Annotated in this window: 20 protein-coding genes and 5 pseudogenes; 5 read left to right on the top strand and 20 right to left on the bottom strand. The window is 69.9% G+C overall.

The annotated features are described in order from the left end of the window. Positions 1-133 precede the first annotated feature (133 nt). Positions 134-610, bottom strand: a complete 477-nt coding sequence (locus tag ACGFU7_RS25540; protein WP_393698550.1) for a winged helix-turn-helix transcriptional regulator — start codon at positions 608-610, stop codon at positions 134-136. A gap of 97 nt (positions 611-707) precedes the next feature. Between ACGFU7_RS25540 and ACGFU7_RS25535 the strand changes: the two genes are divergently transcribed. Further along, on the top strand, positions 708-1967 hold the full coding sequence (locus ACGFU7_RS25535; RefSeq protein WP_393698548.1) for an MFS transporter: 1260 nt from the start codon (positions 708-710) through the stop codon (positions 1965-1967). 153 nt (positions 1968-2120) lie between these two features. Further along, positions 2121-2850 (top strand): annotated as a pseudogene (locus ACGFU7_RS25530) (flavodoxin family protein); the annotation flags it as partial. Positions 2851-2928: 78 nt separating this feature from the next. Here ACGFU7_RS25530 and ACGFU7_RS25525 read toward each other — a convergent pair. The 12 genes from ACGFU7_RS25525 to ACGFU7_RS25470 form a co-directional block, all read right to left on the bottom strand. Next, positions 2929-3375 (bottom strand): nitroreductase family deazaflavin-dependent oxidoreductase, encoded by a 447-nt coding sequence (locus ACGFU7_RS25525; protein WP_393698547.1) that lies wholly within the window; start codon positions 3373-3375, stop codon positions 2929-2931. Positions 3376-3521: 146 nt separating this feature from the next. Next, on the bottom strand, positions 3522-5120 hold the full coding sequence (locus ACGFU7_RS25520) for a PucR family transcriptional regulator (protein ID WP_393698546.1): 1599 nt from the start codon (positions 5118-5120) through the stop codon (positions 3522-3524). Between the two features lie 2 nt (positions 5121-5122). Next, positions 5123-6037 carry a serine hydrolase gene (locus ACGFU7_RS25515; protein ID WP_393698544.1) on the bottom strand — a complete coding sequence of 305 codons (915 nt, stop codon included), beginning with the start codon at positions 6035-6037 and terminating at the stop codon, positions 5123-5125. Next, positions 6034-7140: an o-succinylbenzoate synthase gene (menC, locus tag ACGFU7_RS25510; RefSeq protein ID WP_393698543.1), complete on the bottom strand. Its 1107-nt coding sequence runs from the start codon at positions 7138-7140 to the stop codon at positions 6034-6036. The genes ACGFU7_RS25515 and menC overlap by 4 nt, the downstream gene beginning before the upstream one ends. Further along, positions 7137-7994: a GNAT family N-acetyltransferase gene (locus ACGFU7_RS25505; RefSeq protein WP_393698541.1), complete on the bottom strand. Its 858-nt coding sequence runs from the start codon at positions 7992-7994 to the stop codon at positions 7137-7139. Before ACGFU7_RS25505 ends, menC begins: the two co-directional genes overlap by 4 nt. Continuing rightward, complete coding sequence (locus ACGFU7_RS25500; protein WP_393698540.1) at positions 7991-9136, bottom strand: M20 family metallopeptidase; 1146 nt, start codon at positions 9134-9136, stop codon at positions 7991-7993. The genes ACGFU7_RS25505 and ACGFU7_RS25500 overlap by 4 nt, the downstream gene beginning before the upstream one ends. A gap of 1 nt (position 9137) precedes the next feature. Continuing rightward, entirely contained in the window at positions 9138-10508 is a 1371-nt protein-coding gene (locus tag ACGFU7_RS25495) for a serine hydrolase domain-containing protein (RefSeq protein WP_393698538.1), read from the bottom strand. 50 nt (positions 10509-10558) lie between these two features. Next, positions 10559-12499 carry a prolyl oligopeptidase family serine peptidase gene (locus ACGFU7_RS25490; RefSeq protein ID WP_393698536.1) on the bottom strand — a complete coding sequence of 647 codons (1941 nt, stop codon included), beginning with the start codon at positions 12497-12499 and terminating at the stop codon, positions 10559-10561. Next, positions 12496-13284, bottom strand: coding sequence for an ABC transporter ATP-binding protein (locus ACGFU7_RS25485; RefSeq protein ID WP_393698534.1), 789 nt, complete (start codon positions 13282-13284; stop codon positions 12496-12498). Before ACGFU7_RS25485 ends, ACGFU7_RS25490 begins: the two co-directional genes overlap by 4 nt. Further along, entirely contained in the window at positions 13281-15197 is a 1917-nt protein-coding gene (locus ACGFU7_RS25480) for a dipeptide/oligopeptide/nickel ABC transporter permease/ATP-binding protein (protein ID WP_393698532.1), read from the bottom strand. Before ACGFU7_RS25480 ends, ACGFU7_RS25485 begins: the two co-directional genes overlap by 4 nt. Before the next feature lie 2 nt (positions 15198-15199). After that, positions 15200-16186 (bottom strand): ABC transporter permease, encoded by a 987-nt coding sequence (locus ACGFU7_RS25475; RefSeq protein ID WP_393698530.1) that lies wholly within the window; start codon positions 16184-16186, stop codon positions 15200-15202. After that, complete coding sequence (locus ACGFU7_RS25470; RefSeq protein WP_393698528.1) at positions 16186-17796, bottom strand: ABC transporter substrate-binding protein; 1611 nt, start codon at positions 17794-17796, stop codon at positions 16186-16188. Before ACGFU7_RS25470 ends, ACGFU7_RS25475 begins: the two co-directional genes overlap by 1 nt. A gap of 222 nt (positions 17797-18018) precedes the next feature. On the opposite strand from ACGFU7_RS25470, the gene ACGFU7_RS25465 reads away from it, so the two are divergent. Next, a complete protein-coding gene (locus ACGFU7_RS25465) occupies positions 18019-18585 on the top strand; it encodes a DUF4291 domain-containing protein (protein WP_393698526.1) in 567 nt (188 codons plus the stop codon). Between the two features lie 85 nt (positions 18586-18670). On the opposite strand, the gene ACGFU7_RS25460 is transcribed toward ACGFU7_RS25465, so the two are convergent. Beyond that, positions 18671-19390 carry a class I SAM-dependent methyltransferase gene (locus tag ACGFU7_RS25460; RefSeq protein ID WP_393698524.1) on the bottom strand — a complete coding sequence of 240 codons (720 nt, stop codon included), beginning with the start codon at positions 19388-19390 and terminating at the stop codon, positions 18671-18673. A 499-nt stretch (positions 19391-19889) separates the two neighbouring features. Here ACGFU7_RS25460 and ACGFU7_RS25455 point away from each other — a divergent pair, with 499 nt between their 5' ends. Further along, the gene (locus tag ACGFU7_RS25455; RefSeq protein ID WP_393698523.1) at positions 19890-20105 is read left to right on the top strand and encodes a hypothetical protein; all 216 of its coding nucleotides are present in this window, start codon (positions 19890-19892) and stop codon (positions 20103-20105) included. Between the two features lie 51 nt (positions 20106-20156). Here the strand turns inward: ACGFU7_RS25455 and ACGFU7_RS25450 are convergent, their stop codons facing one another. Continuing rightward, positions 20157-20891 (bottom strand): phosphodiesterase, encoded by a 735-nt coding sequence (locus ACGFU7_RS25450; protein ID WP_393698521.1) that lies wholly within the window; start codon positions 20889-20891, stop codon positions 20157-20159. A 103-nt stretch (positions 20892-20994) separates the two neighbouring features. Between ACGFU7_RS25450 and ACGFU7_RS25445 the strand changes: the two are divergent. Next, positions 20995-22230 (top strand): annotated as a pseudogene (locus ACGFU7_RS25445) (IS701 family transposase). A gap of 316 nt (positions 22231-22546) precedes the next feature. On the opposite strand, the pseudogene ACGFU7_RS25440 reads toward ACGFU7_RS25445, so the two are convergent. From ACGFU7_RS25440 to ACGFU7_RS25420, 5 genes and pseudogenes are all read right to left on the bottom strand, one after another. Beyond that, a pseudogene (locus ACGFU7_RS25440) lies at positions 22547-22804 on the bottom strand (IS701 family transposase); the annotation flags it as partial. 137 nt (positions 22805-22941) lie between these two features. Continuing rightward, positions 22942-23379 (bottom strand): annotated as a pseudogene (locus tag ACGFU7_RS25435) (transposase); the annotation flags it as partial. Positions 23380-23396: 17 nt separating this feature from the next. Beyond that, positions 23397-23633, bottom strand: a pseudogene (locus ACGFU7_RS25430) (hypothetical protein); the annotation flags it as partial. A 12-nt stretch (positions 23634-23645) separates the two neighbouring features. Then, positions 23646-24167, bottom strand: a complete 522-nt coding sequence (locus tag ACGFU7_RS25425; protein WP_393698519.1) for a hypothetical protein — start codon at positions 24165-24167, stop codon at positions 23646-23648. Next, complete coding sequence (locus ACGFU7_RS25420; protein WP_393698518.1) at positions 24168-26252, bottom strand: Hint domain-containing protein; 2085 nt, start codon at positions 26250-26252, stop codon at positions 24168-24170. It lies immediately after the preceding gene. Positions 26253-26291 lie beyond the last annotated feature (39 nt).

Here is a 26291-nt window from a genome sequence, read left to right as displayed (position 1 = left end):
CCGTCCATTGGAGCGCGGGGAGACGGGCCGACGCGCGTCCTGATCGACTGTCCGGGGGCGGCGTGGGTTCGTACGCGTATGACGTGGGCAGCCGGGAAGGCGGCGGCATCTCCGGGACGCGCCGCCCGTCGGCCTATTCGGGCGCTGCTACCGGCGCCGCCGGCCGTTCGACCTTCTTCACCGTGATGTCGTCCGGTCCGAGCTGCCGCCCGTCGGCCGAGTGGATCTCCAGCGCCCGCGGCGGGCGGCCGTGCCGCAGGTCGACCATCTCCGAGTGCGCTTCCCCGGGATCGAAGAAGTGGCCCTCGCCCCACTGTCGCAGCGCCACGATCACCGGGAAGAGATCCCTGCCCTTGGCCGTCAGCACGTACTCGTGGTACGCGCTGCCGTCGGCCGCCGGAACCATGTCGAGGATGCCGCCCGCGACCAGGTCACGCAGGCGCGCCGCCAGGATGTTCTTCGCCACGCCCAGGCTGCGCTGGAACTCCCCGAAGCGGCGGCTTCCGTCGAACGCGTCGCGGACGATCAGGAGCGACCACCAGTCGCCGATCGCGTCGACCGAACGAGCCACCGGGCAGTCGCTCTCGTTGAAGCGTGTCCGCTTGACCATGCCGTCCTCCCTCGCACCTTCGGTTGCAACATGCTACCAGGTGAGGTTACCGTCCGATCGGTAGCAACTTGCAACCGATCCGATCGAGGGGTGCCACATGGCCGGCCGCGAGACAACGATGAGGACCGAGAGCACGAACGAGGGGACACCGGCGCGCACCCTGTCCGGACGCACGACGCTGCTGTTCGCGGTCGCGTCCGGCGTGGCGGTGGCCAATGTCTACTTCGCTCAACCCCTTCTGGTCACCCTGAGCCGGGACTTCGAGATCAGCGCGGCGACCGTCGGAATCGTCGTCGCCCTCACCCAGATCGGATACGGGCTCGGGCTGTTCCTGCTCGTGCCGCTCGGCGATCTGGTCGACCGGCGGAGCCTTGTCGTGACCCAGCTGGCGCTGCTGGCGGCGGCACTCGTCGCAACCGGCACCGCGGCCACCGCACCGATCCTGCTGACCGCCCTGGCCGCGGTGGGCTTTCTCGCCGTGGTGACCCAGACCCTCGTGGCCTTCGCCGCATCGCTGTCCTCTCCGCAACGGCGCGGCCGCGCGGTCGGCCTGGTCACCAGCGGAATCGTCATCGGAATCCTGCTCGCCCGCACGGTCTCCGGTGCGCTGGCCGACCTCGCGGGCTGGCGATCGGTCTACCTCGCCTCGGCGGCACTGACGCTCGTACTCACCCTGGCCCTGTACCGCGTGCTGCCGCGACGATCGACGCCGCCCACCTCCATGCGGTACGTGCAGCTCCTGCGCTCGACGCTCATGCTGTTCGTCGAGGAACGCGTACTGCGTGTCCGCGCTCTGCTCGCCCTGCTGGTCTTCGCCGCCTTCAGTACCCTGTGGAGCTGCGTTGCGCTCCCGCTGAGCGAACCCCCGCTTTCGCTGTCGCACACCGCGATCGGAGCGTTCGGGCTCGCGGGGGCGGCGGGCGCACTCGCGGCGGCTCCGGCCGGGCGCCTGCACGACCGCGGTCTCGCCGGGTGGACGACCGGCATCGCACTGGTCCTGCTCACCGTGTCGTGGCTCCCCCTCGCCTTCACCCGGCAGTCGCTGTGGGCGCTGGCGATCGGCGCGGTCCTCCTCGACCTCGCCGTGCAGGCCGTCCATGTCACCAACCAGAGCCTGATCTACACGGTCCGTCCCGACGCGGGCAGCCGTCTGATCGGCGGTTACATGGTCTTCTACTCGGTCGGCAGCGCCACGGGCGCCCTCGCCTCGACGACCGTCCACGCGATGGCCGGATGGGGTGCGGTGTGTGTCCTCGGCGCCGCGATCAGCGCACTCGCGCTCCTCGTGTGGGCAGCGACCCGCAAGGGCATGCCTGCGGCAGGCACGACGGGAGCGTCCACCGCGTCCGCCGGTTGACCGGGCGGGCTCTCACCGCACCGGCGCGGCAGGCCCGGCGGCCGTGCTTGCTGCGTATGGGGGCACCCGCGCGCTTACCGCCTCGGTACGGCCGCGTGTGACGGTACACCGGGGCGCACGCCCCCTTCCCCGTACGTACTGAGAAGCCCCCGCATGTCGTCGCCCGGCCGCACCGATGACACCTATCGCTTCGGCGATCTGCGCGCGGTCTACCTCAACTGCACGCTCAAGCGCTCCCCGGAGACCAGCAATACGCAGGGGCTGATCGACCACAGCCGCGCGATCATGGCGGAGCACGGCGTCACCACCGAGGTGGACCGGGCCGTCGACCACGACATCGCGACCGGCGTCTGGCCGGACATGAGGGAGCACGGGCTGGGAGACGGACGCCTGGCCCGAGCTGTACGAGAAGGTGATGGCCTCCTACATCCTGGTGCTGTGCGGGCCGATCTGGCCGGGGGACAACAGCTCGGTGATGAAACGGGTCGTCGAGCGCCTCCACGCCTGTTCCAGCCTCCTCAACGACAAGGACCAGTACGCGTATTACGGCCGGGTCGGCGGCTGTCCGATCACCAGGAAGGAGGACGGGGCCAAGCACTGCGCCATGAATCTGCTCCACAGCCTCCAGCACCTCGGCTACACGATCCCTCCGCAGGCCGACGCGGGCCGGATCGGGGAGGCGGGGCCCGGCCCGTCGTATCCGGACCCGGGGTCGGGCGGTCCGGAGAACGACTTCACCAACCGCAACACCTCATTCATGGCCTGGAACCTGATGCATCTCGCCGCAATGCTGAGGCGTGCGAACGGCATCCCGGCCCACGGCAACCAGCGCTCCGCGTGGGATGCGGGCTGCCGCTCGGACCATCTCAACCTGGAACACCGCCGACCGCGCCTTGGGCCTCACGCGGCCGCGTCCGGGGAGGCACGGCGGGCATCCGGCCCACGCCTCCCCGGGCGGTCGTCAGTGCTGCTCGGCTGCCGGCTCCAGGACGAAGACCGGAATCTGCCGGTCGGTCTTGAGCTGGTAGTCGGCGTAGTCGGGGAACGCATCGACTGCGCGCTGCCACCACACCGCCTTCTCCTCGCCGGTGACCTCACGGGCGTTCATGTCCTGCCGGACCGGGCCGTCCTGCAGCTCCACGCGGGGGTCGGCCACGATGTTGTGGTACCAGACGGGGTGCTTGGGAGCACCGCCCTGCGAGGCGACCACGGCGTACGCGCCGTCGTGCTCGACCCGCATGAGCGGGGTCTTGCGGATCTTGCCGCTCTTGGCCCCGCGGGTGGTCAGGACGATGACCGGCAGTTCCCGCATCGTGGTCCCCTCCGTCCCGCCGGAGCTCTCGAACAGCTCGACCTGATCGCGGACCCACTGCGCGGGGCTCGGCTCGTACTCACCCTTGAGAGGCATGGCATCTGTCCCATCGTCGACACTCGGTTACGCAGACACACGGACATGCGGGCATCGGTACGTCCCGCTGCTCCGAGAACTCTTTCATCATTCCGCCCGCCCGGGGCGGGGCGGATCCGCGTGTCATGGCGACAGCCGGGCCGGCGTCAGGGGTGCGGCGGGCTCAGCCGCAGTTGCAGCATCGCTTCGAATCTGGCCTCCGGGTCGTCGAGATCGATGCCTGCCACCACGGCCAGCCGCTTGAGCCGGTAGCGGAAGGTGTTGGGGTGGATGTGTACGGCGGCAGCGGCGGCGGCCACGTCGCCGAAGGTGCTCAGCCAGGCCTCCAGAGTGTCCGTCAGGGCGGTGTTGTGCTGGGCGTCGTAGGCGCGCAGCCGGACGACCGGGCCGTCGGGGAGATCGTCCTCGGCGGCGATCCGGTCCGTCAGCTCCTCCAGCAGCGAGGCCGCGTAGACGTCCGACAGCCGTGCAGCCCGTCGCTGCGAGCGGCCGGAGCCGAGGACGCGCAGCGCCCGGTCCGCGTCTGCGCGGGAGCGGCGCAGCTCGGCCGGGCGGGCGGCGAGCCTGCCGATGCCGAGGACGGCGGGCACCCGGTTGCTTATGCGTCCGAGGAACGCCTCCGCCACCCGTAGCGCATCCTCGTCCGAACTCGTGGGCAGCACCGCGTAGGTGACGCCCCCCAGTGAGGCCGCGGCCGTATGGGGATGGATCGCGGCCAGGTGCAGGGCGAGGGCTTCGGCGATGCGGTGGCCCGCAGCCACCCGGTCGGGCGCCGACGGCTCGCCGGTCACCGTGAGTGCCAGTACGCAGGCGGGCTGCACCGACAGGCCCAGCCTTACGGCGGCCTGCGGTGCGTGCGTGCCGCCCTCCAGGACCGTGGCGAGCAGATCCGCGCGCAACCGGCGTTCGACGTCCTCGCCCGTGCGGTGGCGCAGCAGATGCAGGGCGGCCACCTTCGCCGCCTCCTGCAGGGCCTGCGTACGGTCCTCGCTCAGCGGTCCGTCGACCACGACCCAGATCGATCCGAGGATCTCGCCGCCCGCGCGGACGGCGATCGCAACGCGGGGCTTGTCGGAGATGCCGGCCACATAGACGGGCTCCTCCTTGCGGTAGAGGGCCTGGAAGGCGCCGAGCTGCTCCAGGGCGCGCAGCTTCTCGGCGGGCACCTGACGGTCGAGGATGGTCGCGATCCTGGCGTCGTCGCCCTCGTCCTGCCGACTGGAGAAGGCCAGCACCCGCCCGCCGCGGTCCTCCACGGTGACCGGGCCGTCCAGCAGTCCGGCCGTCGCGTTGGCCAGCGCGAACAGATCACCGGCGAGCGGCTCGGCGCCGTCGGCCTCGTCGGGGCCGCCCACCGTCCCCAGTTCGTCGACCGCGAGCAGCGACCGCAGCAGCGCGGCCACCTGGGCCCAGGACGCGCCGGGGGTCAGGCCGAGCACGGTCAGGCCGGTGCGCGCGGCCGCCTCGGCCACCGGCCCGTCCACCGGGACCGGGGACCGGACGACCACGGCCGCCGCGCCGAGCCCGGCGGCCCGGTCGACCAGCGCGGCGACCGGCTCGGCGCCGTACACGCCGACGCCGAGCACCACCGCGCCGGGCAGCCTGGCCGGTTCGTCCAGCGGGTCCTGGATGAGCACTCCGCTGACGGCGCGGGACGGGTCGGCCTGCCCGGCCACCACCTCGATCAACGTCGATCCCAGATCGTTGAGGATCCGGCCGAGCACGGCTCGCGGCTGCTCCGTCATCCTCACAAGGTAGTTGATCGGAGTCCGTCGACGGCGAGTGCTGCCACCTGTCCGATCACCCGGTCCGCCCGGGAGTTGTGCAGGTCCGGCCGGTCGGACCGGGTGAAGACGGCCACCGCCCAGCGCCCGCCGTCGGGGTCCTCGATCACCCCGGCTTCGTTGCGCCAGCCAGGGAGCGTCCCGGTCTTGCCGGCGATGCGGTAGCTGTCGTCGAAGCCGGACCACAGTCGGTGCGGCCAGATCTGCTGGGACATCACGGCCCGTACCTCGGCGCAGGCTTCGGCGGGGCCGGCCTCGTCGCGCCAGATCCGGACCAGCAGTTCCGCGATGTCGCGGGCCGTTCCCCGGGTGGTGCGTTCGGGGACGCACACCGACAGCTCCAGGACCTTCTCCGGCCCCTGCGCGGCCAGCGCCGCCAGCTTCGCGTGGGCCTCGACCTCGGTGGTCGCGCCGAGTTCGTCGAGGATCGAGCCGGTCAGCGCCAGACAGCCGCCGATCAAGTGGGTCTGCTTCCGGCCCAGTTCGGCGAGCATGTTGTTGACCGTGTCGAGCCCGACGCGGGCCAGCACCACATCGGTGGCGGCGTTGTCGCTCATCGTCATCATCATGTGGACCAGATCGCGCAGACTCATCTCGATCGGGTCGGCGCAGCCGGAGGTGCCGACTCCGCCGTCGCGGTAGTGCGGGTCCACCGAGTGGCGCTCGGTCCTCTCCAGCCGTCCTGCGGCGGCCTCGCGTGCGTAGGCGAGCGCGACCGGGATCTTGAAGACGGAGGCGAGGCAGACCGGTTCGTCCGCTGCGACGTCGATCGTGCGTTCGCCGTCGATCTCGCGGGCGAAGAGGAACCCCTGGACCCCGGCCTCGGCGAACGCCGTCCGGATCAGGGTCTCTGCGGTGCCGGATCGGGTGGTGGTCATCGGCTGATCCATTCGGTCGATTCGGTCACGTCGGCCAACTGCTCGGGGATCGGGGAGAGTCCGAGCCCCGGTGCGCGGGGCACGTCGAGATGGCCGTCCTTCAGCACGAACGGTTCGGTGATATCGGTCCGGTAGTACCGGTCGGAGGCGGAGGTGTCGCCGGGGAGGGTGAAGCCGGGCAGTGCGGCGAGGGCGACATTGGCAGCCCGGCCGAGGCCGGTCTCCAGCATTCCGCCGCACCAGACCGGAACGCTGTGCGCGGCGCACACTTCGTGGATCCGCCGGGCCTCCAGATAGCCGCCGACCCGCCCCGGCTTGATGTTGACGACCGAGCAGGCACCCATCGCGATCGCGTCGGCCGCAGAGCGGGCGGAGACGATGGATTCGTCCAGACAGATGGGGGTGCTCACCCGCTCGGCCAGTGCCGCGTGGCCCCGGATGTCCTCCTCGTCCAGGGGCTGTTCGATCAGCAGCAGCCCGTACGGGTCGAGCCGGGCCAGCTGTGCGGCGTCGGCGAGGGTGTACGCGGTGTTGGCGTCCACCTGGAGCAGCACCCCGTCGCCGAAGCGCTCCCGGACCGCGCGCACGGGTTCCACGTCCCAGCCGGGCTCGATCTTCAGCTTGATCCGCAGATAGCCCTCGGCGAGGTAGCCGTCGACGGCGTCGAGCAGTGCGGGTATCGAGTCCATGATGCCGACCGACACCCCGGCCGGTACCCGTTCGGCCGTCGCCCCCAGCCACTGCCCCATCGACAGCTCATGGGCGCGCAGCCAGGCGTCCAGCACCGCGGTCTCCAGTGCGGCCTTGGCCATCCGGTGCCCCTTGAACGCGGCCAGGGCAGGGGTGACCGCCCACGGGTCGAGCGCCGGCAGGGCGGCGAGCGCGGGCACGAGATAGCTGCGCAGCATGTCCGCCGCGGCCGCGGTGTACTCCGAGGAGTACAGCGGATCGGCCATGGTGACGCATTCGCCGTAGCCCTCGTGGTGCTCGGTCTCGACCCTGACCAGCAGGATCTCCCGGGTGGTCATCGTGGCGAACGAGGTTCGGAAGGGTGCGACCAGCGGCATCGCGATCCGGCGCAGTTCCACACCGACGAGCTTCATGCCTGCCTCTCCTGACGTCTGTCGATCACGTACCAGCCGTCCCGGGTGAATCCGGTGACGGTGTGCCCCTCGGCCATCAGGCCGCCGAGTACCTCGCGCAGCGTGTACCGCCATTCGCGGGCCAGGGGCGGGTCGGTGCGGCGCAGTGTCTCGATCTCCGTGGGGATCCGGACCAGGACGGTGTCGCCGTCCCGGCGCCCGACGGCGGGGCCGCCGTCGGGCTTGGCGTCCAGGCCCACCACGGCGTGTGCGCCCGCGTCGTCGACCGTGACGATGTGCGGTGTGCCCGCAGCGGATCCGACGGCGCGCCCGCCGGTCAGTTCCCAGCGGACCATCAGCCGGTCCGTCTCTGTCCCGGCATTGACCTCGTCCTGCATCACGCCGTAGAAGTCGGCCAGGTACTCGCTCGGCGCCGCCCCCAGTTTGGCCAGGTTGAAGTAGGCGTTACGGCTGATCAGCGGGTCGAAGGTCCAGGTGACCGCGGTGATGCCACGGGCCAGGGCCCAGGCCCGCTGATGCAGTTTGACGGCGAAACCGACGTTGCGGCCGCGGACGCTGTCGTCCACCCCGGCGATGTGCGAGTGCAGTCCGGCAGTGGCCAGGAAGCCCAGGCAGAATCCGACCATCCGGCCGTCCTGGTGGACACCGACGACATAGCTGCCGGAGTGGGCGAAGACCCGCAGCAGCTCCGGGGTGATCAGCGGGTTGCCGGGATCGGGCCGCCAGACCCGGTCCAGCACCTGGCAGGCCTCCAGCATCTCGTCCAGCCCGTGCAGCTCCGTGACGGTCACGCCGGCACGGTGCGCGGCCAGGTCCGCGGCGGCCGCCGCGTCAGCCGCCGGGGTGCCGTTCACGATGTCACCCGGCCGGGTCCGGCCAGTGGCTCGCGTACGAGCGAGGCCACCAGGGAGGCCACCAGTGCCGCGCGGCGGGGCAGTTCGGCGACGATCACATGCTCGTCGTCCGCGTGCGCCCCGCCGCCCACGGCCCCGAGGCCGTCGAGCGTGGGTGTGCCCGCTCCGGCGGTGAGGTTGCCGTCGGATCCGCCGCCGACCGCCACGCCGCGCAGCGGGCCGAAGCCCAGTTCGGCGTAGTGGCTTCGGGCGAGTTCGAACAGTTGTGCCGACGCGCTCGTCTGCAGCGGCGGCCGGTCCGGGCCGCCCGAGAACGTGAGCGAGGCGCCCGCGAGCACCGGTGCGAGTCCGTGCACGGCACGGTCCACCCGGTCCTGTTCGGCGGCTGTCTCCACCCGTACGTCGACGAGCAGCCGGGCCGCGTCGGGCACCGTGTTGCGGGTGGTGCCGGAGGCTGCCACGGTCGGCGTGACCGTGGTGCCGGTCGCCGGATCGGCGAGTGCGGACAACGCGAGCACCTGGTGGGCCAGTTCGGTGGTCGTGTTGACGCCGCGCTGGGGTTCGAGTCCGGCGTGCGCCGCGCGTCCGGAGATGCTCAGTTCGTAGCCGGACACACCCTTGCGCGCGGTTTTCAGTGCGCCGCCCTCGCTCGCCTCCAGGACGAGTACGGCCCGTGTCCCGCGGGCCTCGGCCTCGATCAGGGTGCGCGAGGCCGGGGAGCCGATCTCCTCGTCGCCGGTGAGCAGGACCGACACCCCGTCCAGATCGTCGAGCACCGACAATGCGTGGAACAGCTGCACCACACCGGCCTTCATGTCGAAGCAGCCGGGGCCGGTCAGCCGGCCCCCGGCCACCTCGAAGGGGTGGCCGGCCAACGAGCCCACCGGCCACACCGTGTCGAAGTGGCCGAGCAGCAGCACCCGGTCGCCGGAGCCGAAGCGCCAGCGCAGTGCGGGCCGTCCCGAGCCGTCGAGCCACTCGGGCGCCGAACCGGTCAGCCGGGTGCCGAGCCCGGCGACGACCCGGGCGCAGTCGGTGACGGCGGCCAGGTCCTCGCTGGGCGACTCGGTGCGGACGAGTTCCTCGATGTCGGCCAGCAGGCCCGGCAGCCCCGCCTCCAGGGCGGTGGCGATTGCGCTCACGTCAGCCCACCTTGGGGGTGGCGCGGGCACCGTGGTGGATGTAGGGCGTGCCGTCGGCGAGCGTGTAGAACACGACCGGGACCCAGATCTTGAGCCCCGGCCGCTGCACGACGAACAGCCCCGGCTCGACCGGGTGCAGCTCGTACTCGTGCTCCGTGTCGGGGGTCAGTTCGGCCAGCGGTCCGGTGATCCGGTCGAGCATCACCAGGCCGCCGTCCCGCTCCACGATCTCCACCCGGCTGGAGAGCCGCTGGTACACGCCGACGTAGTCGGCGGGGTCCACCGCCACCGGTTCCGTCGCCGGCTGGACCGAGGTACGCATCGTCACGCCGGCCAGTTCCTGGACGATCTCCGCGAACACGTCCCGGTACAGGCTCATGGTGTCGCCGCCATTGGTGAGCAGGCAGATCGCCAGGTCGGCCTCCGGCAGCACCCGCAGGAACGCGCTCTGCCCGATGGTGCCGCCGTCGTGTCCGTACACCCGCTGTCCGTCCCAGGTGTCGAGGAACCAGCCCAGCCCCCAGGCGTGGCCCAGGATGTGCGGGTCGGGGAGCTCGACCTGCGGCGTCTGCATGGCGGTGACGCCCTCGGCCGAGAGGATCTTGGTGCCGTCCTCGGTGACGCCGTTGTCGAGGTGCAGCCGGGCGAACTGCAGTACCTCGCGCGGCGTCGAGCAGATCAGTCCGGCAGGTCCGGCCGAACGCATCAGCCCCCACAGCGGGGCCTGCACCGGCGGATCCCCCAGGTGCCCGATGGCGGCGCGGAAGCGCAGCACCTCCTCCGGCAGGGTCGCGGTGTGCGTCAGGCCGAGCGGACGGAACAGGCGCTCGCGCATCAGCTCGTCCCACTGGACGCCGGTGACGACTTCCAGTACCCGGCCGAGCAGGGTGAAGCCCGCGTTGCAGTACGACATGGTGGCGCCGAGCGGGTGGTTGGCGGTGACGTCGCCGAGCAGCGCGGCGAACTTCTCCAGGCAGTCGTCGCCCCGGCCGGTGTCGGTGAAGAGGTCGCCGTCGATGCCGCTGGTGTGGTCCAGGAGGTGGCGGAGCGTCACGCCCCGCGTCAGCTCCTCGTTCGCGATCCGCAGTTCGGGGAGTACGGAAACAATGGGCGCGTCCAGTTCGAGCAGGCCCTCGTCGACCAGGGCCATGGCCACCGTGGTGGTCCACACCTTGGAGATCGAGCCGATCTGGAACAGGGTGTCGGTGGTCGTCTCGATCCCGGCGTCGGTGTTGGCCAGGCCGACGGCGGCCTCGGCGATCAGTTCGCCGCGGTGCAGGATGCCGAGAGCGGCGCCGGGGACGGAGTGACGGGCGGCCAGTTCGGTGAGGCGGGCGGTCCAGCGGGCGGACAGGTCGGTGGTGTCGGTCATGTTGGGCTCCAATTCCGTTTCGTTCAGCGGTTCCAGGGTGTTCGGCGGGTTCAGCGGTCGGTGTGCGTGGTGACCCAGTCGACCAGGCGGCGGGAGTAGTCCTCACGGTGCGAGGGCCGGCCGTCCAGGAGGAACAGGTGCGAGCTGCCGGGGTACACGACCAGCCGGGCCGGCACGTCCCGGGTGCGCAGCGCGTGGAACCACTGCTCGGCCTGGCCGGCCGGGCAGCTGTCGTCCGCGCCGCCGTGCAGAATCAGGGTGGGTGCGCGCACCGCGTCGGCATGGCTGATCGGCGAGAGCGCCGTCATCCGTTCCGGGTCGCCGATCTCGTAGCCGGCGATCAGGTGTCCTTCTTCGGAGGTGCCGGCCATGCTCTTCAGATCGACCAGGATGCCGCCCGGTACGACGGCGGCGAAGAGGTCGCTGCGGGCGGAGAGCCAGCAGCTCAGATAGCCGCCGTAGCTGTAGCCGGTGAGCGCGATGCGTTCCGGGTCGACGAGCCCCTCGGCGACGAGGGTGGCGACCGGCTGCAGGACGTCCTGTTCGTCGGTCTCGCCCCAGGCGCCCACGGCGGCTGTGTAGAACGCCTCGCCGTAGCCGTCGCTGCCGCGGACGTTCAGCGTCAGGATCGTCCAGCCCTGCGAGGCCAGCTCCTGGTGGTAGGGGTGGAACGGGTCGGAGTGCGGTGCCCAGGCGTTGTGCGGACCGCCGTGTATGTCGACCAACAGCGGCCCGCCCGGGGGTGTCTGCGCGGCACGCGTGATCATGCCGTGCACCACCGTGCCGTCCGAGATGCTGAACTCGCGCTCGGTGACCGGGTGGAGGGTGATCTCCGGCAGTGACCGGGCCATGTGGTCGGTGAGTCGCGCGGGCTGTCGGCCTGCCACCGACTCGCCCGGTTCCCCGGACGCCCAGGAGTCCAGGTCGAGCAGGGCGATCTCGGCGAAGCTCGACGTGTCGGAGACCACCAGCGCCGCTCGCCCGGCCTTCGTGGCGACCGAGCAGCCGCTGACCCCGGTACCGGCGGGCAGCGGGGACGCGCTGATCCCGGCCGCGTGCACCCGGTACAGGCGTGTGGCGCCCCGGTCGCGGGCGCAGAACACGATGTCGTCGCCGTGGAACTGCGGCAGCGCACCCGGGTAGCCCGGGCCACCGCCCATGACGTTGCGGTCCAGGGCGGCGCTGACCGAGACCGGCGCCGATCCGTCCAGGGGCTGGCGCAGCAGCTCCAGATGGCCGACGCCGAACGTGTTCCGGCCGACGACGAGCAGCGCGGACCCGTCGGGGAACCAGCTCACCGGACCGGCGAGACCACCGGCCGGGCCGACCCGGCGGGGCTCGGGCGCGTCCTCCCCGACCCGTACGACATGAGCGGCCGAGGCCCCGGGCACAGCCGCGTCCGGGCCGCTCTGCGCGGGGTAGGCGAGCTGTGTGCCGTCGGGCGACCAGGTGGGCGAGCCGGCGTGCCGGTCGCCCTCGGTGACCTGCCTGACCTCGCCCGATTCCGTCTCCACCACGAACAGTTGTGTCCGGACCGAACCGATCAGGCCCGCCCCGTCCGCCTTCCAGCCGAGGGCGTCGATGACCACGGGTGCGGTGTCGGCGCGCCGGGTCTCGGGGGCCGAGAAAGCGATCCGTGATCCGTCCGGACTCCAGACCGGTGTGCCCGCCCCCGCCGGGCACCGGGCGGGCGTGGTGAGCGGTACGGCCTCTCCCCCGTCGACGGGCAGCAGATGGAGCTGCCCCTCGCGCAGGAACGCCAGTTGCGTCCCGTCCGGGGACCAGCGCGGCGCGGTGTCCGCGGGACCGTGGGTGAGCCGCCGGGCCGGGCCGCCCGCGCCGCGTACCTCCCAGATGGAGTGGACCACACGGTCGTTCTCGGCGTCCTGGGTGGTCAGCGCGTAGGCGACACGCTCGCCGTCGGGGGACAGTGCGGGATCACCGGGGATCTCGAACCGGTACAAGTCGTCGATCGTCAGCGGTCGGGTCATGACGCCTCCTCGGCGAGGGCAAGGGTGGGTACGCAGGAGATCAGGTTCCGGGTCGTCGGGTGCTCCGGGCGCTCCAGCACCCGTTCGGTGGGACCGCACTCGACGAGGTGCCCGCCGTCCATCACGGCGACCTGGTCGGACAAGTAGCGGACGACCGCGAGGTTGTGGGAGATGAAGAGCATCGCGAATCCCAGTTCGCGCTGGAGCCTGCGCAGCAGATTGAGCACCGCGCCCTGTACGGACACGTCCAGGGCCGAGGTGATCTCGTCCGCGATCAGCACGGCGGGCCGGGCGGCCAGGGCCCTTGCCAGGGCCACCCGTTGGCGCTGGCCGCCCGAGAGCGCGTCCGGGGTGAGCGCGGCCCGAGCGGGGTCGATGCCGACGAGCTCCAGGTAGCGGGCCACCTCCGCGTTGCGTGCGGCGCGGCGTTCGCGGGCCGGTGCCTTGCGGGCGGGTGCTCGGCGTGAGCCGGTTTCGCGGGGCAGCGCTTCGGCGACCGATGCGCCGATGGTCATGCGCGGGTCGAGCGAGGCGTACGGATTCTGGAACACCAGCTGCACCGGGCTGCGCCCGTGCCGGCGCCCGGCCTCGCTCCCGGCGAGCAGTACGCGCCCGGACTGCATCGGCGTCAGCCCGACAACAGCCTTCCCGAGGGTCGATTTACCCGACCCCGACCCGCCCACGAGTCCGGTCACCGTTCCCTCCGGCACCAGCAGGTCGACGTTCTCCACCGCGGTGAAGCGGCCGTAGCGCACGGTGATCCCGCGCAGCTCCAGTGAGCTCATGACGTTGCCTCCGCTCCCTGTGACGTGGCCTCGGCAGGGGCGCCGGCCGTTACCGCGTCCACCGGGTACCAGCAGGCGACCTGTCGGCCCGGCCCGAAGTCGGCCAGCTCGGGAGCATCGCCGTGGCAGCGTTCCCGGGCGCGTTCGCAGCGCGGCGCGAAGGGGCATCCCGTACCGGCCTCCCCCGGTTCCGGCGGGCGGCCGGGGATGGTCGCCAATTCCGTGCCGGGATCCGTGGCCATCGTCGGGACCGCCCCCACCAGTGCCCGGGTGTACGGGTGGGCCGCGCCGCCGGCCAGCTCGGCAACCGGGAGGTCCTCGACGATCAGACCTCCGTACATCACCAGGACCCGTTCGCAGACCTGGGCGACGACGGCGAGGTCGTGGGAGATCAGCAGCAGCGCGGCGCCGGAGTCCTCGCGTACCTCGGCGAGCAGGTCGAGCACCTGTTGCTGGACGGCCACGTCGAGCGCCGTGGTCGGCTCATCGGCGATGATCAGTCTCGGCTCCCCCATGAGGCCCATCGCGATGACGGCCCGCTGCCGCATTCCGCCGGAGTACTCGTGCGGCCGCTGCCGGGCGCGCCGCTGCGGCGAGGGGATACGGACGGCGCCGAGCCGGTCGACGGCGCGTGCCGTCGCCTGTGCCCGGGTCGCGCCGAGGTGTACCTCGGCCACCTCGGCGAGCTGGCGGCCCACGCGCAGGGCCGGGTTGAGCGAGGCCATGGGGTCCTGGAAGACCATGGCCAGTTCGGTGCCCAGTCGCGGGTCCGTACGCAGATCGTGCCCGTCGAAGCGGAGGGTGCGTGCGGAGATCTGCCCCGGGTGCGGGACCAGATCCGCCAGTGCCAGCGCGCTCACGCTCTTGCCGGAACCCGATTCGCCGACCAGGCCGACGGCCTCGCCCACGCCGATGCTCAACGAGATCCCGCGTACGGCCTGCCGCCCGCCGGGGAACGTCACCCTCAGATCACGCGCCCGGACCACTGCCCCGCCGTCGCCGTCGGAGGCTGCTTCATCCGGTGCCTTCATCTGCTGCTGCGGCGTCAACTCCCGGACCTGCGGCGCACGTCGGCCGCCGGCCTGTGCGAGTACTTCACCGACCAGCCCGAACATCAGCCCAGTGAGGACCACGGCCGCGCCGGGCGCGAGTGCCGCCGCCGGGTTCACATAGATCCGGTTCAGCTGCTCGTTGAGCAGCCGCCCCCAGTCGCACTCCGGCGGCTGTACGCCCAGTCCCAGGAATGAGAGGCCGGAGAAGGCGACCAGGATGCCCCCTGCCGCCTGGGTGGCGAACAGCACCGACGGCTCGGCGATGTTGGGAAGCAGATGACGTACGACCAGCTTGAACCGGCCCACGCCGAGGATCCGTGCCGCAGCGACGTAGTCCGACCCCGCGATCGAAGCCGTCAGGTTCTGCACCAGCCGTGCCATGGGCGGGACCATGGCCAGCCCCACGGCGAACACCGCCCCGGTGCTGCCCACCCCGAAGATCGTGGCGAGGAAGAGCAGGAACAGCAGCCCGGGAAAGGCCACCAGTACGCCCACGGTGGCGGTGATCAGCCGGCCGAGGCGTCGGCCCACCACCGCCGGTGCCACACCGAGCAGCAGCCCGCCGCCGACCCCGATCACGGCGGCCAGCAGGGTGAGTCGCAAGGTCAGCCGGGTCGCCACGACCACACGGGCGGCGATGTCGCGGCCGAGCTGGTCGGTGCCCAGGAGGTGGGCGGCGCTGCTGCCCTGGTTGATCGCGTCCGTGTCGACCCGCGCTGCCTGATCGCCGAGCAGGACGGGCCCGAACGCGGCGACCAGCGCCACCAGCAGGCAGGCGGTGAGAGCGGTGATTCCGATCGGCGTCCGGAGCGTGCGCCCCAGCCGGTGCCGTAGCGAGGTGTCTTGGTCCTGATGAGGCATCGTCAACTCCCGCGGACGGTGGACTGGGGGTCGGCGACGGCCACGGCCACGTCGACGGCGAAGGTGATCAGCAGTGCGGCCGCCCCGTAGACCAGTACGACGCCCTGGACCAGCGGATAGTCCTTCTCGGTGATCGCCTGGACGATCGTGGTGCCGAGGCCGGGCCAGGCGAAGACGTTCTCGACCAGTACGGTGCCGGCGAGCAGCGAGCTGAACAGCAGGCCGCCCAGGGTGAGCGAGGAGGTCAGCAGATTGGGCAGCGCGTGGCGCAGATAGCGCAGCCGGGCCGGGAGCCGTTTCGCCCGCGCCGTACGCATGTAGTCCTCGCCGAGCACCCGCAGGGTCTCCACCCTGACGATGCGCGACAGCGTGGCCGCCGGGACGACGGTGAGTGCCAGCACCGGCAGTACGTAGGAGTTCACGCCGCCCCGCGAGGCCACCGGGAAGACCGGCCATGCCACGGCGAACGCCGCGATCAGGCCGACCGCCAGCAGGAATTCGGGCACCGCGCCCAGAAAGCCGGTGACGCCGGTGAAGGCGAGCTCGCCGCGCCGTCTGCGGCCGTCCTTGGTCAGCACGGCCGCGGTCATCCCGACCGGGATGGCGAGCAGCAGGATCAGTACGAACGCGGGGACGGCGATCTGCAGGGTCGCCGGGAGCCGGCTGGAGATGATCTCGGAGACGGGCATCTGTGCGCCGATCGAGTCACCGAGCCGGCCCTGGAGGAGATGGCCCACGAAGTCGCCGTACTGCTTCAGCAGCGGCTGGTCCAGGCCGAGCGAGTGTCTGCGGGCGGCGATCAGCGCCGGGTCGGCGGTGGTGCCGAGGGCCGTCCGCACCGGGTCGCCGGGGATCAGATGGATCATCGCGAAGGCGGCCGTGACCAGCGCGGCCAGCGACACCACCAGCCGCCAGGTGCGGCGCAGAGCGAATCCGACCCACGGACTGCGGACCGTCGTACCCAGGGAGTTCAGGGTGATCGTCGCCATCAGCCGGCGCTCCGCCGCAGAGTGCTGGGGATGATGCCGGCGCCGTCCACCTGGAAGGTGATGCCCTTTGCGTAGTACCGGAAAGGCCTGCTGGCGATCGGCACGATGTCGACGTGCTTGACCAGGGCGGCATTGGCCGCTTCCCACAGAGCGCATCCCGAGGCGCCGGCCCTGGCCGAGGCCTGCGCGGCGAGGCGGTGGTAGTCGGGGTTGGTGATGGAGCCGAAGTTGTTGCCCTTCGGCGGTGGCGGCCCGTCGTAGAACTGGGTCAGCTGGTCCGGGAGCGTGACTCCGATGGGTGCCCAGGCGACGTCCCAGTCGCCGCCGCTGAGGGTACTGAGGATGCTGGAGGAACCCGTGGGTTTCGCCGATGCCTTCACGCCGAAGGACGTCCACTGCTGGACGGCCAGTTCGACCGCCGAGGCGACCTGGGCGCCCTGATTGGTCGGGTAGCTGAGCCCGACGGAGAGGGGCTTGCCGTCCTTGGTCCAGGTGCCGCCGCTCTTCGCCCAGCCGGCGGCGGTGAGAACGGCGGCGGCCTGCGAGGTGTCATGGGCGGGAACGTTCCCGGTCACCGTGTCGCCGGTACAGGGGGTGGGGGCGGTCTCGCCGATGCTGGTCGGGGGATTGCCCTTGCCGCCGGTGGCCACGTTCCTGAGCTGCTTCAGATCCAGGACGGAGACCAGAGCCTTGCGTACCGCCGGGTCGGCGCCCGGATGGCCGGCGGCCTGGTTGAACAGGAACTGCCCGAACAGCGCCTCGATGCTCTCGTTCTTCACCTTGGCCGCGTTCAGCCGTTCCTCGTCGGCACCGTTGATCAGGGCCCCGTTGATCTGCCCCGCCATCAGGAGATTGGCCGCGGTCGACTCGTTGGCGACCACCTTGAAAACCACCTTGCCGGGGAGGCCCGCGCCGGTGGAACCGCGGGGCCCCCAGGCGTATCCGTCGCGCTTGACATATGTGTAGTGGTCGCCCGGAACCGCTTCGGTCAGCCGGTACGGTCCGCTCGCGTCGGTGGCCTTGGCCAGCGCGGCCGGCGCCGCCAGGCTCTTCTTGCAGAGCAGCGGCAGCAGCCGGGACATCTGCACGATGAACGGCGCGGGTTTCGTGGTGGTGACGGTGACGGTCCGGCGCGCCCTGTCGGCCTTCGCCACGGCGGTGACGGGGACGGAGAGCCCTAGCATTGGCGACTGGTTCTTCGGATCGGCGATGTGGTTGTACTCGGCGGCCACATCGTCCGCGGTGAGCGGCGAGCCGTCCTGGCAGGTCACTCCGGAGCGGATGGTGAACTGCGCGGTGGTGGACGTGGCGGACCATTTCTCGGCCACCCCGGGAACCAGCGAGCCGTCGGCAGCGAAATGCACGAGCGTGTCGTACGCGAAGGAGTTCATCGACAGCGCGGTGCTGGCCAGCGCCGTGGTGGGGCTGAGCGTGCCCGGGTCGGCGGCGACGGCGAGCACCACCGTCGACCCCCCACCGCCGTCGGCGGACGAGCCGCCACCGCAGGCGGCCGCGGTCGCGACCAGGCCGAGCGCCGTGGCCACCGCGGCCGCCGACCGGGTCCTGCGCGTGGTTCTGCTGCTCGTCTCCGTGCCTGCGGTGCTGGCCATGGTCACCTCCGAGGGAGCGGCACGCCGCCGCCGAGTGAGGGAACATTAGGCAGCGGCACACCCGCCCCGAGTGGTCGCGCCGCACGAAAAACTGCCTCGCCGACGTTGCGCCGCGACGAAGACGAACGCGAGGGTGCGAGGGTGCGAGGGCGTGAACAGTCCGGTCGGGCGGGGAGAAGAATTCGATCGCGCCGGAATCCGGTCCCTGGCAGCGTGTGGTGCATGGCCCACCAGTACCGGATACGAGCCCACTACGATGCCCGGACGATCGTGGTCTACCAGGCGTACTCACCGGCAGTCGCTGATCCGTCCCTGCGGGCGCAACGGTTCGTGGCGCCGTTCTCGTTCAACCGGATGACCTGGATCAAACCGTCGTTCCTGTGGCTCATGCACCGCAGTAACTGGGCACAGAAGTCGGGACAGGAACGGATCCTCGCGGTACGGATCACCCGTGCCGGATGGGAGGAGGCCCTTTCCCGGGCCGTGCTGACGACGGCAGACCCTGCGGCCGTCGCCCGGGCCCCCGTCCACGTCCAGTGGGATCCCGAACGCTCGCTGCGGGGAGCCGCGCTCAATCACTACAGCATCCAGGTCGGGGTCGGACGCGGCCTGATCCGCACCTTCGCAAAGGACTGGGTCGTCGACCTCACCGACGTCACTGCACAGGTCCGCAAGATCGCGGCACTAAAGCAGAGCGGCCGGCCCGCGCAGGCCCAGCGACTGCTTCCGCCCGAGCGGATCTACCCGATGCCGCCGGCCATCGCGAGGGACCTTCTCATGGAGGCATGAGCGTCCACTCGGCCAGTTCGCCACAGGCGAGAACGGGCCACTTGTCAGTCATCCCATCGCCGTGCCTGCCGGGCCTTCACCTGGTTCATGCGGCGCGTGCGACGACGACGATGTTGTCGCTCCCGGCGGTCAGCGGCCCACGCGACCAGTCCCCGTAGCACGTCTCGACCTCGAATCCGGCTTCTCCGAGGAATGCGCCGATCCGCTCGACGTCGAGGAACCGCAGGCTCGTCCGGTCGATGCGCAGCGGCTCGCCCGCGCGGGTTGCCGTCGTCTCGGTGAACGTGACCACATCGCCGACGACCGATTCCACGAAGTGGCTCACGTGCAGGGACCGGTCCACGTGGTCGGTGATGTCGACGTGGTTCGCCGGGTTCCATTTCTCCCACGCCCGCGCCTGCGGATTGCGGGTGCCGAACACAAAGCGTCCGCCGTCGGACAGGGCCTGCCGAATCGCTGTGAGCGACGCACACAGTTCATCGTCGGTGACGAACACCTGGAAGGCGTTGCTCGCCATGACAGCGAGCGCGAACTCCCGCTCCCACTCGGCGTCCTGGGCTCTGCCCAGGACCCACTCGATGTCGTGGCGTCCGCCCGCCCGGTCCAATGCGGCACCGTTGGGGTCCAGCCCGCACAGCCGACCCTCGTGTCCCGCCTCGCGTGCACGATGCAGCAGCACGCCGGTCCCGCACCCCACGTCCAGGACGGAAGAGGCATCCATGACGCATGACAGATAGAAGTCGTCGCTCGGCCCCCACGAGTTGAGCAGGTCGTAGAGCACGGCGGCATCGGCATCGGAGTACATCCCGGCAGTATGCCGCCACGCCATCGTGTGCCTTCGCAAGCCTCCATGGACCGTCCGATCCGTCGACCGCAGGCGCAGCTGCGGTGTCTTCCGGGGGCGGGCGCGGTAAATAACGGGCCAGGACACGCGGCGGGCCCTGGCGTCGGCTTCGCCACAGCAACGCAATCCCTCGATCAGGTGTCAGGCCACCTGGCGAGTGAATCGAACGCAACATCACGCCCTCTTCGCCAGCACCCCCGGGCCCCACCGGACTGAGTCGAACTTTTGCCCGATGCTTCGTCCGCCATGTCCCGTGACGAGTCCGCTTGAAGCACGTTTTCCGATCGCACGTCCGGTCCTGCCGACTTCGAGGAGGAATCGTGAGTCCCCGTCCCATCGCTGCTGTCGTTCACCTCGCGTTCGAGAATCGCCCTTCGGATCCACCGCCTTCAAGGCGCCGCATTGACGCGGCGCCGTGCCCGATTCCTCTCGCGGTGCGGGAGCGGGAAGGGTGTGCGGCATGAAGGTCTTCGGACGGGTACGCATGGCCGAACCGGCCGTCTCCGCAAGCGAGAGGGAACTCTTCGGCGGTCCCCTGCGCTACGACACGGGCTGGTCCGAGCACGAGCTCTCCACGCTTGACCTGACCATGCTGGAGGCGGTGCGCGTACTGCCCAGGCTGGTCGGCGCCACCCTGCGGCGGGCCGCTCTACGAAATGATCACCCCAGAGCTTGATCGACTTCCGAATCACGGCCGGCCTGTCCGGCAGGTTCCGCCGGATTGGCCCTAATATCCTGCGATCGGTGCGGCGGCATGGCTGACGGGGACGGTGTGGGTGAGCCATGAGGTGTCGACGAGGAGGTGGAGGAAGAGAGACGCCGGCTCCGGGAGGTAGTTGGGGACTCCCTCACGCAAGGCCAGCCCGCTCTGGAGGTAGGTACTGGGGGCAACGGCGAGGGTGCTGCCCGCGTAGGCGGCGGTGACGGGGCGGTGAACGTGGCCTGCCAGGACGCGGACCACATTGGAGTGACGCATGATCACCTCAGTCAGCGCGTCGCCGTCCTCAAGGCCCATTCCGTCCAGGAAGGGGATTCCGATCGGAATCGGCGGGTGGTGCAGGCACACGACCGCGGGGACGTCGGGCCTGCGGCCGAGGACTCCATCGAGCCATTTCAGTTGGGACGCGCCGAGCCGGCCACCGGCGGAGCCGGGCACCTTCGAGTTGAGGACAATGATCGTGAAGGCCGAATGGTCCACCGCGTAGTGCGCCTGCCGCACACCGCCCAGGAAGTCAGTGCCGCCGAACTCGTCCAGCAGCGACGCAGGGTCATCGTGATTGCCCGTCACCAGGTGCATCGGAAGCGGGAAGCGGTCGACCAACTCGCGAAGCGCCATGTACTCGTCCGGCTGACCTCTGTCGACCAAGTCGCCGGTGATAACCACGCAGTCCGGTTGCGGGTCAAGCGCGAGGACGCGGCCGAGCGCGCGGCTCAGCCCCGCTGCCGGTGCACCGGCCAGCACGCCGGTCGTAAGATCATCGTGAGTTGTGTGGACTGACGAAGAGACGGTGGCCGCAGGTCACAGCATAGATCCCGTCCGTTGGCGGAATGCGTTCGAGGACCTGATGAGCCGGATCGCGGGCCGCTTCGCCCGGGTCGAACCCCGGCGCCGGGCGGGGCGGTTGGTGCTCGGTCTGCTGGCAGACCTGCCGCGCAAGAACTGCTGGACCATCGCCGAGTGGGCCGGGGAGTCCACCCCGGACGGCATGCAGCACCTGCTCGGCCGGGCCAGGTGGGACGCCGACCAGGTCCGCGACGACCTGCACGAGTACGTGGTGGAACACCTGTACGACTACCAGGCAGTACTGGTGGTCGACGAGACCGGGGACGTGAAGAAGGGCACGGGCACGGTTGGCGTACAGCGCCAGTACACCGGCACCGCGGGCAGGATTGAAAACGCCCAAGTTGCTGTCTACCTGGTCTACGCAGGTCAGCGCGGGCACGCCGCGGTAGACCGTGAACTGTACGTTCCGCGCTCGTGGACCGCCGAGCCCGACCGCTGCCGCGCCGCCGGGCTCGGCGAGGAGACCGTCTTCGCCACCAAACCGGAGCTGGCCGCCCGCATGGTCACCCGGTTCCTGGACGCCGGCCACCAGGCCGCGTGGGTCGCGGGTGACGAGGTCTACGGCGGCAACCCCAAGCTGCGAGGCGTGCTGGAGGAACGCTGCACCGGCTACGTCCTCGCGGTGGCCTGCTCACACGAAGCCACCACCGGCGCAGGCAAGTTCCGCGCGGACATCCTGGCCAAGAAAGTGCCCAAACGGGCCTGACAGAAGCTCTCCGCCGGAACCGGGGCCAAGGGCCACCGCTTCTACGACTGGGCCGTCATCGACCTCGCCGACCCAAGGCCCGGCAGTCGCCAACTGCTGATCCGCCGCAACCGCAGCACCGGCGAACTCGCCTACTACCGCTGCCACTCGCCCACACCGGTGCCGCTGACCACGCTGGTGCGAGTCGCTGGATCAAGATGGCGAGTAGAGGAGTTCTTCCAGTCCGGCAAGGGCCTGGCCGGACTCGACGAACACCAGGTCCGCCGGTACGCGTCCTGGTCCCGCTGGGTCACCCTGGCCATGCTCGCGCACGCCTTCCTCGCCGTCGTCCGAGCGGACGAGCACGCCCGCAGCCCCGCACGCGACGCCCTCATACCGCTCACCTGCAACGAGATCCAACGCCTTTTCATCGCCCTGGTCGTCCAACCCGTCCACGATGTTGCCCACCGGCTGGGCTGGTCCACCTGGCGACGCCGCCACCAGGCCCGGTCCCAGGCAAGCCACTACCGGCGACAAGCCGCGCAAGCATGAAGATCACGATCTACGGCTGGAGTATTAGTACTCCAGTTGCACTTCTCCGTATGCCCTGGTCACGGGGCCCTTTTGGAGTCTAGTCGGCTGACGCTGCATCAGGTCGGTGGTGGTTCGTGACTCACCCGATCGGGGCGCGTGCGGCGCTGGTAGTGGCAGCGGCGGGCGATGGCCTGGTGGCGTCGGCGCCAGCGGGACCAGTAGAGCCGCCGCGCGGGTGACCGGTGCCGGGCTGAGGGGGGATGGGCAAGGTCCAGGAGCCGTCGGACTTCTGCCACGGTGAGGGGAACGAGGCTGCTCGAACCGTTTCTGCGGCCCCCTTTTCGAGGGCCTGGGCTGTCATTGCCGCCAGGAAGGCGTGCGCGAGCATGGCCAGGGTGATGTGGCGATACCAGCCGACGTAGCGGCGGACTTCGTACTGGTCCAGACCGCACTCGTTCTTCGCGGCTTGGAAGCACTCCTCGATGACCCACCGGGCGCCAGCCACCCGAACCAATTCGGAGACGGTAGCGTCCGCCGGCGCGAAGGCCAGGTAATACGCGATCTCCTCGGGACGCGCCAAACTGCGGCGTGCGCCCCGTGACCAGGGCATATGGAGAAGTGCAACTGGAGTATTAGCACGTGTCCTGCAACACGCTCATTCGGCGTCCCCTCCCTCGGCGGGGTGCCGCGCGGCCTGAGCCAGGGCGACGGCGCGGGCGGGCTTGTGCGTCATCGCCTCACTCTCGGCGTCGATGCCGAGAGCGCGCTCGGGGCGGCCCGGATCCGGTCCTCCGCGCGGGCCCGCAGCCGGTGACGGAGCTCGAGCTCGGCGATCGGCCGGCCCAAGGTGTTGGTGGCGAAACAGGTCAGCCGCATGCCGTCCGCATCCGTGAGCCGCAACTGGGCCCCGGGGTGCGGTCGTTCCTTCCTGACGATCAGCCGCATGCCCTTGGGCCAGCCGTCCAGAACGTCGCCGGTGAGTTCAGCGACCCAGGCGCCGTCGCGGATCTCGCCGTCCGCCTCGACGGCCGCCGTCCAGGCCGATGCCGGAACCTTCAGCACATGCTGGTGGATCGCCTCGGTGATCACCATGCCGACCGAGTAGGACAGCCACCGTCCCCGCCGGGCGAGCCAGGCGACGAAGTCATGGGTGCCGCCCGCAGAGGGCCTGCAGGCGTATGTGCTCACCAGCCTCGGACGTCCGCAGGAGGCAGGAGAAGTCCGGGCTTGGCTTGCGGCAAACGACCCGGATCGCAGAAATGAGCGGCGAGACCGAGAAAGGCAAGGTAGTTGCCTCGGGGGTGGCGCTCATAGCGGGGGTTGAGTCTGCGGTAGCCGGTCAGCCAGGACACGGTTCGCTCGATCACCCACCTCCGGTGCCCGAGTCGTTCACTGGACTCGATGCCCTTGCGGGCGATGCGGACGCCGATGCGTCACCAAGCGGGGGAAAGGCTGATGGACCACACATCCCCCACCTTATGTTCGATGGGGTGGTCCGCAGTCGCACTGGCGTATCCGTAGGGATCAACATCGGCGATTACAAGGATCGTCGCGCCAGACCCGGATACTCGGTAACGACGCATGTCCATGGTCGTCGCTTCTTTCTCCCGTTCGATGGAATGGCTCAGGCTCGTGACGGCGGCGGCCAATTCGTCGAATTTCATTCGAGGAGCGAAATTGCCGTACTGGTGTCGAAGAGGCGCGGGCACGGTGGCCATGTCACCCCGGCTCAGACGGTGGACTTGCACGCTGATGCCGAAGCAGGACCAATTTTCCTCGTCCTCTTGGAACGAGACCTCCACGAGTCCGTAGTCTCGACGCATCAGCCCCTGCGATTTGTCGTCGAGGTAGTCGGCTCCCAGTTTTGGTTCCCAGTCTGAGGGTTGCGTGTCAATGCCTGCTCCCATCACTTCACCACACGTGGCAAAGTGCGCATAGAAGTCCAGGTCGGACATCTACATCTTCTCCATTGCATCGATCAGGGCCTGCAGTTCTGCTGTCCGGTCGTTGTTAAAGCGCCACTGCGGCTTACGCCCTTCTTTCATAGCCTTGGCGCTGGACTCGAAGACCTCCTTGGCCGACTCGGTCACCCTGATCATGTCCGAGCGCACCTTAGGGTCGGATTTGATCGATTCGACAACGGCATCCACCTGCTTCTGGGTAGCGGTGCCGTTCCTCAGACGGATTGCCTCTCCCCTAATACCTCCCTTTCCGTCTGGGCGGAGAGCTACCTCCATGCCATCCTTCATATTGACGTGAGCACCTTTCGTCACCCAATCCTGATCCACCTGGCCCACGTGATCGATCTGTACGCTGCACTTTTTCTTGTTTGCATTGTGTACTAGGACCGGCGTGTGCCCTGCGATCACGTAGTACGTGTGGACACCGCTGACTGTGAGGTCAAACGTACGCTGCTGGCCCTGTTGGCTGACGACTGCGGTTACTGGGAGGGGCGAGCCTGTGAAGCTGCGTAGTTCGTCGCCTACCTGGACATCCTCGGCATTCGTCCAACGCTCATCGTCTGCCAGCCAGAACGGGTGATTGTCGGTCGCCGTGACCGTGGCCAGCCCCTGGTCAGTGGTGACCGTGAGCTGAGTGAAGTCCTTGTCGTCCTTGGTAGTGAAGGTGTTGGTCACCGGCCGCGTAACGGTCAGCCCTACCTGCGGGTCACTGGCGGCGACTCGGTCTCCGATGCGGATGTCTTCGATGGCCCGGGTGGTGCCGTCTGCCAGCAGTACCTGGGTGCCGGACGGGAAGCTGTGCGGGTTGGCGCAGGCTGCTGCGTCCCGTTCCGACTTCGCCTGGTTGGCGAGTTTCTCCGCCTCGACCTTGGCCAGCGCGCTGGCGTCGATCAGAGTGTTGGCGCGGAGTGGGTAGCTGAGGGTGACCTTGCAGCTGCAAGCCTGGGCGTCGGCCTCGGCCTGCGCCTTGTTGCGGGCCGAGACCGAGGCGTAGAGCGGTCCGGCTCCTGGGTTGGAGCATTGCAGGGTGCCTGAGACGTTGTTGCCCCGGACGGGGAAGGTGCGCTGTGGGCTGGTGCACTGGCCGGCGGGTTTGCCGTCGATGGAGAAGGTCGCGCTCATCACGGCGGTGACCTCGCCTTTGGTGACGCGTTCCTTCCGTGCGATGGAGCTGACCTCGCCGGTGAAGTTTTGGGTGGCGGTGCAGCCCGACGAGCTGCAGTCCATCTCGCCCGCGCCGTCCATGGTGAAGTTGATGCCGTGGTCGGTCGCGTCCTTGAGCTGGGCGGCGTACTTGACCAGGGTGTCGAACATCTTGTCGGCGGCGTCGGCGAGGATCGGGGTCAGGTCCATTCCCTCGCCGTCGCCGGACTCCAGCGGCCCGGTGGTCACCTTGGGGGGTGCTGTCGGCTCCTCTCCGTTCTCAAGCTGGTCCTTCATGTCGGAGAGGCCTTCGCGGAGGTCGTAGGTCTCCAGCCTCAACACCCGGTGCGGCTTCTTCTTCGTCACCAGCAGGCGACCGGCCGAGGTATCGATGCCGAGCGCAGGCGTTCCGTTGACGCTCAGCGGCTGCTGCCCAGACGTCGTCTTCGACTCGCTCGCTACTTGCGGTGACTTCTCCAGGCCAGCCAGAGCCTTGGCCAGCACGTTCGCTAGTTCCGACGGGGCGATGGTACGGGCCAACGCCTCGCCCGTGAGATCGGAGCCGTCGTCCAGCCCCACCATCCACTCGCTGGGCGGCGCCTCCTCGCCCGCCGCCACGTCTTCCCTGGGGGCGGGGTCGGCCTGCCACCGCATGAACGTCTTGCCGCCGATGCGCAGCACATCCTGGCCGTTGTCGTCCTTGCCGGTGCTGTTCCGGCCAGAGGAGGTGGTGCCGAACTGGCTGCCGCTGGCGGTGACGGTGATCTCGTTCTCGGTGATGCCGAGAAACGAGGTGTCCTTGTAGCGCAGGCCAGGGGCGTCGGCCAGGTCGTCAACAGCTTCCTTGAACGGCTTGAGGTTCCGCTGAGCCGCCTGCGCCTCATCAGAGTCGGAGGACGAGGACGTCAGAGACAAGAGCCCGGCCACCAGCGCCACGATGACCAGACCGACGACGCCAACAAGTGATGCCCGTTG

Source organism: Streptomyces sp. NPDC048473 (assembly GCF_043200155.1).
Taxonomy (GTDB): Bacteria; Actinomycetota; Actinomycetes; order Streptomycetales; family Streptomycetaceae; genus Streptomyces.
Note: the sequence above shows the minus strand (reverse complement) of the source record. Positions and strands in the feature narration are given on the sequence as shown.

Coding starts and splice junctions, on each gene's coding strand:
- ACGFU7_RS25540 (WP_393698550.1), bottom strand. CDS start 610: ATGGTCAAGCGGACACGCTTCAACGAGAGCGACTGCCCGGTGGCTCGT.
- ACGFU7_RS25535 (WP_393698548.1), top strand. CDS start 708: ATGGCCGGCCGCGAGACAACGATGAGGACCGAGAGCACGAACGAGGGG.
- ACGFU7_RS25525 (WP_393698547.1), bottom strand. CDS start 3,375: ATGCCTCTCAAGGGTGAGTACGAGCCGAGCCCCGCGCAGTGGGTCCGC.
- ACGFU7_RS25520 (WP_393698546.1), bottom strand. CDS start 5,120: ATGACGGAGCAGCCGCGAGCCGTGCTCGGCCGGATCCTCAACGATCTG.
- ACGFU7_RS25515 (WP_393698544.1), bottom strand. CDS start 6,037: ATGACCACCACCCGATCCGGCACCGCAGAGACCCTGATCCGGACGGCG.
- menC (WP_393698543.1), bottom strand. CDS start 7,140: ATGAAGCTCGTCGGTGTGGAACTGCGCCGGATCGCGATGCCGCTGGTC.
- ACGFU7_RS25495 (WP_393698538.1), bottom strand. CDS start 10,508: ATGACCGACACCACCGACCTGTCCGCCCGCTGGACCGCCCGCCTCACC.
- ACGFU7_RS25490 (WP_393698536.1), bottom strand. CDS start 12,499: ATGACCCGACCGCTGACGATCGACGACTTGTACCGGTTCGAGATCCCC.
- ACGFU7_RS25485 (WP_393698534.1), bottom strand. CDS start 13,284: ATGAGCTCACTGGAGCTGCGCGGGATCACCGTGCGCTACGGCCGCTTC.
- ACGFU7_RS25480 (WP_393698532.1), bottom strand. CDS start 15,197: ATGCCTCATCAGGACCAAGACACCTCGCTACGGCACCGGCTGGGGCGC.
- ACGFU7_RS25475 (WP_393698530.1), bottom strand. CDS start 16,186: ATGGCGACGATCACCCTGAACTCCCTGGGTACGACGGTCCGCAGTCCG.
- ACGFU7_RS25470 (WP_393698528.1), bottom strand. CDS start 17,796: ATGGCCAGCACCGCAGGCACGGAGACGAGCAGCAGAACCACGCGCAGG.
- ACGFU7_RS25465 (WP_393698526.1), top strand. CDS start 18,019: ATGGCCCACCAGTACCGGATACGAGCCCACTACGATGCCCGGACGATC.
- ACGFU7_RS25460 (WP_393698524.1), bottom strand. CDS start 19,390: ATGTACTCCGATGCCGATGCCGCCGTGCTCTACGACCTGCTCAACTCG.
- ACGFU7_RS25455 (WP_393698523.1), top strand. CDS start 19,890: ATGAAGGTCTTCGGACGGGTACGCATGGCCGAACCGGCCGTCTCCGCA.
- ACGFU7_RS25425 (WP_393698519.1), bottom strand. CDS start 24,167: ATGTCCGACCTGGACTTCTATGCGCACTTTGCCACGTGTGGTGAAGTG.